Source organism: Synechococcus sp. R55.7, from assembly GCF_047461955.1.
Classification (GTDB): Bacteria; Cyanobacteriota; Cyanobacteriia; order Thermostichales; family Thermostichaceae; genus Thermostichus.
Genome location: NZ_JANSIC010000078.1, coordinates 10067 through 11186, shown reverse-complemented (window position 1 = coordinate 11186; position 1120 = coordinate 10067). Strand labels below are relative to the sequence as shown.

The following is a 1120-nucleotide window of genomic DNA, read 5'->3' as shown; positions in this document are numbered from 1 at the left end:
ACCCCTTTGGGCAGATAGGCAAATTCTCGCAAGGGGGTCACCATCGGGTCTTCGGTAACCTTAGAGGGCAGACGGCCCATCGCCACCTGATGGTAGTTGAGGTCGTGGCGGTCGTAAGTAGCCAACTCATAATCCTCGGTTACCGAGAGGCAGTTGGTGGGGCAAAACTCCACACAATTGGCACAGAAAATGCACACCCCGAAATCAATGCTGTAGCTGTAAAGCTCCTTTTTCTTCAGCTCTGGGTTGTAGGCCCAATCCACCACCGGCAGGTCAATTGGGCAAACTCGAACACAGATCTCGCAGGCAATGCACTTGTCGAACTCGAAGTGGATGCGTCCCCGAAAGCGCTCAGAGGGGATCAGCTTTTCGAAGGGGTATTGCACGGTTACCGGGCGCCGACCCATGTGGTCGAAGACAACCCCCATCCCTTGGCCGATGTACTTGGCGGCTCGGAAGGCATCGCCCACATATTCTTTGACACGCTTGAGAAACGTCATGACCTATGTTCTCCCTCTCTTGCCTCTTTACTTCTCATTCAACCCCCAAAAAAGGTGGGGAAGGCGAGCTTTAGGGCTGCCGTCAGCAGCAAGTTAACAAAGGATACAGGCAGCAAAAACTTCCACCCCAAGTCCAGCAGTTGGTCAATGCGCACCCGTGGCAAGGTCCAGCGCAGCAGGATGGCCAAGAAGATGAAGATAAAAGCTTTGACCATCGTCATGACAATGCCCAAGGCCGCCGCGCCGATCTGCAAGAAGGGGTTATCCAAGGGGATCCCGGCCAAGGCGGCAATCGTTTCCACCGGCACCACAAACGACCAACCCCCCAAGTACAGCACTGCCGCAATCAGAGAAGCCAGCAGCAAGTTGGCGTAGGATCCCAGATAAAACAGGGCAAACTTCATGCCGGAGTACTCCGTTTGGTAACCGGCTACCAGCTCTTCTTCTGCTTCCGGCAAATCGAACGGGATCCGCTCCGTTTCCGCCAGAGCCGAGATCAAGAAAATCACAAAGCCAATGGGCTGCCGCCACACATTCCAGCTCAAGATGCCCAGGCCGCTCTGCTGCTCCACGATCCCCACCGTGTCCAGACCGTTGCTCATCAGCACCACGGCCAACAC

The 1120-nt window shown here is 55.4% G+C and carries 2 protein-coding genes; both read right to left on the bottom strand.

The window, feature by feature from the left end; all coding sequences use genetic code 11:
• Nucleotides 1-500, bottom strand: a 500-nt coding sequence (gene ndhI / locus NW820_RS05890) for an NAD(P)H-quinone oxidoreductase subunit I (RefSeq protein ID WP_414406951.1), incomplete at its 3' end; no start/stop codon positions are given.
• 38 nt (nt 501-538) lie between these two features.
• Nucleotides 539-1120, bottom strand: a 582-nt coding sequence (locus NW820_RS05885; protein WP_414406950.1) for an NADH-quinone oxidoreductase subunit H, incomplete at its 5' end; no start/stop codon positions are given.